Below are 5,815 nucleotides of genomic sequence, written 5' to 3' on the forward strand. Positions count from 1 at the left end.
AATTAAAGAGGCTCGCCTGGAATGGGAGCGGGATCGCGCAGCCGATTTTACAACCTATCTCGCGAAAGAAAATGAACTCCGGGCCAAAGATTACGCCACAAATGAAAAAGATAAACAGGAGTTGTGGAAAGAATCCTCGGAAGTCGCCCGCAAACTCAGCGGCCAGGATCTCGCAGATGAAATCACCCACCTCCAAGCCATGTATCAAGAGCTGCAAACGAGTGTGCAGGATCGCAATGCCCTGGATGTGTGGTATTATCAAGAACTCGACAAGCTCCGCGTGAAAGTCGCTGAATCCAATATGGATACGGCCGGAGATTTTCAATCCTACTATGAAGCATGGCTTGAAAAGAATCTCGAATCGGCCAAGACGGCCAGCGAACAAGAAAAGGCAATCCATGCTGATCTCGCTGAAGTGCAAGCCGAAGTTACCGGTGTACTCCTCCAGGACAAACTCACCCATTATCGCAAGGTGGTAGAGGCAGCCCGTGCCGCCGGGCTCGATGTTGAAGCGGTTGAACGCAGCTTGGCGGATGAGGTGGAAAGCATTTACGAAGAAATGCTTGATGCCAAGATCGCCAACGCTGACAGCTTTGGCTCGTATCTCCAGCTCCGCATTGCCAAAGATTTAGGGCTCTATAAATCCGCTACGACCCAACAGGCGGAATACTGGGACAGTATTTACGGTACGCTGAGCGATGGCGCGTCAGGGCTTTGGGATACGGCTACCGAGGGCTTGAGCAGTTGGTTGTCCGCCCTGCGCCAAGGCGGGGATGAGGCGCAGGCGGTCTGGGCCGATATGTTGGATTCCATGCTCGACATGCTTATTCAGACGATTACCCAGATGATGATTACGGCCGCGCAAAATTATGTGATTGTGCCGATTATGGGCCAATTTCTGGGCGTGGATGGCGAGTCCAGCGGGTTGTTGGATTTTCTGAGTAGTGACGAGGGCGGCATCGGGGATCTGATCAAAGATGTCGGCAATATTTCGGATTTTTTCTCGTTTGGCGGGGCCTCGGGAGGAAGTGCTGATGTCGGTTGGATGTCCAGTGGCGTGGGCTCGGTGGCTGTGCCAACAGGTAGTGAAATCCCCACGGGGATGGTTGGAGATTTTGGACAATCTGTAAGCATGACGAGTGCCGGCTCGGGTGGGGGCTCGGCATCGGCGTTGAGCACGATCGGTGGTTTGGGTTCGGGCGCGTTTACCGGGGCTGGCATTGGCTATGGGCTCTCCTCCCTCGTCTATCCCAACGGCACAGCGACGACTGGTGGAACTGTTGGTGGCGCTCTTGGTGGAGCGGCAGGTGCGGCCTTGAGTTCTGCGGCAATAATGGGTGGCGCGGCGCTGGGATCGTGGGCCGGACCGGTCGGGGCGCTCATTGGTGCTGCCATTGGTATTTTGGCGACGGGGGGCGAAACCACGACCACGTCGTGGACGAGTAAAAACGAGCAAGGCAATTCGCCAAATATCGCTATAACCATCGTCAACGGCGAGCCGGTTGTTACCGGGTATAGTACGTTGAAAAACGAAACATCCGGCGCGTTTGGATCATCCTCGACCGAGCATGTGCGTGTGGACGATTATATTGACCCGGCCGTGCGAACTGAGGTTGAGGAGATATTCGACGGCATTTTTACGGATTTGGAGAACAACCTTACGACGCTGGGCATCTCCACCGAGGGCCTGGATACCTTGGATTTCTCCAACATTACTTTCGATACCACTGCGGAAGAATTGGAATCCGTGTTGGATAATTTCGCGACGTTGTTTGCATCCACGCAGCTGCAAGATGTGGGGATGTACGATGCCGTCACGCAATATCAAGATGCAGATCACGGCGAGCTTTTGCCGGATACATTGACTCGTTTGGCAGAATCGTTTGAGTTGTTGACCGAAACAACCCGGTTGGCAAACATCAATGTCGAGGCGCTTACCGGTACAGCCGATACGCTGGCCCAAGCCGATTGGGCGAGTCGGGCGATCGATGCCGTCGGCGGCATTGATGCGTTCGGCGAGGCCATTGCGTTGCTCTCTGCCAACACCACGTCGAGTTTGCAACAACTTCGGGAGGGCACGACCCAATATTACATCGACGCCAACGAGGCGCTGACCGAGTTGGGTTTTGGCTTTGATGATGTGTATAAGTCCGGCGAAGCGTTAGACACCTTTTGGGCACGATTTCGCGGTGCAATGTCTCAGACATTAGACCCGGAAATTTTCGCGCAATGGGTGGAAACCGCCACGGCCGTGAGCAACTACGAAGCTATGCAGGATTCATGGGACGCGGGCAAGGAGCAAAACGCGGCGTATTTTACCGGGCTTGATTCTCGGCAGTTGGACGCACAGGGTATGGGCTACACCGCCGACGCGACAAACTATGCTTTGGAAGCCGAGCAAGCCTTGAGCCAAGCACGGCGGGATGGGTATGATGCGGCGCAAATGGAGGCTCTGGCGGCCACGTTGGGTGTGGAGAAACATAAGGCGCTGGCGGATATTTTAGAAGAGATGACCGGACAGGTTGATGACGGAACGAGTGAAACGCAAACATTTGTAGACGAACTAGAAGCGTTGCTTGTGGATTTGACCGGTGCAGCACAGGCGCTGGGAGCAACATCGGACGAATTGCAATCATTAAACGATGCGGCAATACGCATTAAACAGCAAGAAGCCGCTGAGGTGATGAGCGATATTGATGACGCCATGGCGGCGCTCTCCCGAAGCGACACCGAACAATGGTTGCTTGATCTCGGTGACACCATTGATACCGCCTCGGAAAAAATACGTATTCTCACCGGCAACGAATCTGATCTCGCTGCGATCCGCGACTACGAAGCGGCTGCCATTGCGGGGCAACTCTCCACATTGATGGATGATGTGCTGGATCAACTCGATCAACTCACCCTTTCCGACGTCGACTACCAAAAACAAGGACTTGAAGACGCTCGGCAAGATGCGCTGGAGATGGCCTATTTGTTGGGAGCCACGGCCGATCAGATTGCACACATCAATCAACTCTACGACCTCCAAATTGCGAAAATCGAAGAGGCAGGCCAAGCGCTCGACGAATGGACCGTATTTGATCAGGATTTGAACTCCCGCCTGCTCCATGCTCAGTCCACGCGCAAACCCGATACGGATTGGGGAACCCGGGCCGATGTGTATGATATGATGGCTAGTCAAGAAAAAGAGCTGGCCGACGCTCGGGCGGCCGGGGCCGATGCGACGCAAATCGCGAAATTGGAAACCGTGCAGTACGCAGAGGTGTTGGCGGCTGAAGCCCAGACGAAGCAGGCCTTAGAAGATGCCGAAGAAGCCTACCAGGATGCGCTCGATCAGCTCGAACAGACCATCGTGCAAATCGAAACGGAAAAGCTTCAAAAAGAGCTGGAAGGTTTGCAGGAACAGTTTGATGCCATGGCCGACAGTCTCAACGATATGACATCGGATATGGTGGACAGTTCCAGCGAAATGGCCGACGCGGCCCGGGAATCGGCCGATGCTTACCATGAGGCGGCCAGCTCGTTACGCGATACGGTCGAAAATTTGATGTATGGTGATGCCTCGCCTTTGTCGCCCGAGGAGCTGGTAAAGCAGCTCGGGGCCAAGTTTGACGACCTTTATTCCAAGGGGATGGCCGGCGACATCGATGCGCTCCGCGAGTTAGGCACTGCCGGCACCGAGTATGCGGCCGCCCTCCAAGACTATTATGCATCCGGCGAGGGATACACCACAGCGCACGATGATGTTACCAGCAAAATGTTGGAAGCCTCGTTGGTGAGCGATGCCATGGGCGTGAGCGCTGATTATCAGGCGGATTTGCTCGATATGCAAGTCGCGCTCTTGCAGCAGATTCAGGATGAGATTGCCAAAGGCGATCAGGCCAATATCGAGGCGATTAATGGAGCGGTAGCGGCGCTTGAGGTGGTACAAGAGCTGCTTGATGCATCCATGGATATCCAAGTGTCTTTCCCGGATGTATGGGAAGCCTCTTTTCAAGATCAATCCGGCCAATTGGCCGATCTCGCGGCCATGTCGGCCGAACAAGCCGTCGAATTTGCTCGGACTCACGATGTAATCGTGGAAGGCAATCAACTCTTTTCCTCAGTCGAGGGATTGAGCCAGGATCAAATTACGGCGCTTAATGAATTGGGGCGAATCACCGTTGATGAGCAAGGGCAAGCCAGAGTGCTTATGGGCCAGCTCAACGATGCCCAAGCTCTGGCATTGGAGGGCGTGGGCTCGGTTGTCTGGCAATCGGGCGATGCGATGTCTACGAAATTGGGCCAATTAAGCGCCAGCGAGATCGAGGCCTTGGCAGCCGTGCAACAAGCGGCCGGGGATATTCCGGGGACGGTTTCCGTTGAGTGGGAGCGGATATCAGCCTCGTCAACGGATGGCGTGCGGGCTGCTATTTTTGATCAATCCGGGCAAGAGTTGTCCGAGCTGTCCGCCATGTCGGCTTCAGAGGTGGCTGAATTCGCACGGGTGCATGATGTCGTGGTTGAGGGCAATCAATTGTTTAGTTCTGTCGAGGGACTTTCCCAAGATCAAATCACGGCGCTCAATGAATTGGGCCGTATTACGGTCGATGAACAAGGGCAAGCCCGTGTGCTCATGGGCCAGCTCAATGATGCTCAAGCCCAGGCGCTGGAGGGCGTGGGCTCCGTGGTCTGGAGTTCCGGCGATGCCATGTCCGCCAAATTGGGCCAATTGAGTACGGATGAAATTGCCGCCTTGGCGGCTGTGCAAGCTGCGGCCGGCGATATTCCCGGCGCGGTTTCCGTTGAGTGGGAGCGGATATCCGGCGGCACGAATACGGCGATCAACAGTCTTACGGGGCAAATAGTTGAGTTCGGAAAAATCAACCCGGAAATTTTGGAAAAACTGAAAAACCCCGTGTCGTTAGATGAAGCTGCCAGTACCTATTTATCAGGGATTCAGGGGGCCGCAGAAGACAAAAACGGCGAATTGCACAACCTTACGACGGCCTACAATGATGTGGTTTCCGCCATGGAAGATCGAAACCTCGAAATTCCGGATGAAACGCTCAAGGCCATGCAGGATGCCGTGGATTTGAGCGCTGTTGCCACCTCGTTTTCCAGCAGCGCGGGCCAATTTTCCGGGGCTGTCGTGATGATGGGCAACAACTTGAGCGCCTTTGGCACGGATGCGGCCTCGTTTGGCTCCTATGTCACCGCGCTCGACAATAATACCATGGCCGAGGACTTTGGGGCCAACATTACGGATTTTGGCGACAAAATCGGCGATCTGAAAGATGCGCTCGATCCGTTCATCGAAACAATTTCAGAAATCGACACCATCAAAACAGAGATCGAGATCAACGAAGACTGGCTCCAAGAACAAGGCTGGGAGCAATCCTTGGCGAGTGCACAGCAATCGGCTGAGGCTGCCAAAAAAGCCCGCGATTTGGCCGACGCCACATATAAGGTCTGGCGGGCATTTGCGAGTGGCGAAGGTATTACCGATGCAGAGATACAGCGGATGCTTGATGATGTGCTCACCGAGATGGGCCAACGGCCTGATCCAATCACCGTGCCGGTGACGGGCAATTGGGTCCAGCAAATTGATCGGATGTATGGGGATTGGGAGGGTGTCTTAGGGTATTTGGCTCGCACCGAGGGGTATGCCAGGGAGGGCCGCAACGCCGCGCAAGCCGCTCGGGATAAGTGGGCGTACCCCGATCTTGGGGCATGGTGGGATCGCATTGATAGTGCATCTGTCAATGCTCAGCATGTCCGAAATTACATGCAAAATACCGAGCGCACCTGGATGGTGGATGCTGTGCGGCAA

The 5,815-nt window shown here is 54.8% G+C and carries 1 protein-coding gene; it reads left to right on the forward strand.

What is annotated here, in order from left to right:
- Positions 1 to 5,815 (forward strand): hypothetical protein (locus G451_RS34705; protein ID WP_034643858.1); only part of this gene is annotated, 5,815 nt, incomplete at both ends.

The sequence above is a fragment of the Desulfovibrio inopinatus DSM 10711 genome, from assembly GCF_000429305.1.
Classification (GTDB): domain Bacteria; phylum Desulfobacterota; class Desulfovibrionia; order Desulfovibrionales; family Desulfovibrionaceae; genus Alteridesulfovibrio; species Alteridesulfovibrio inopinatus.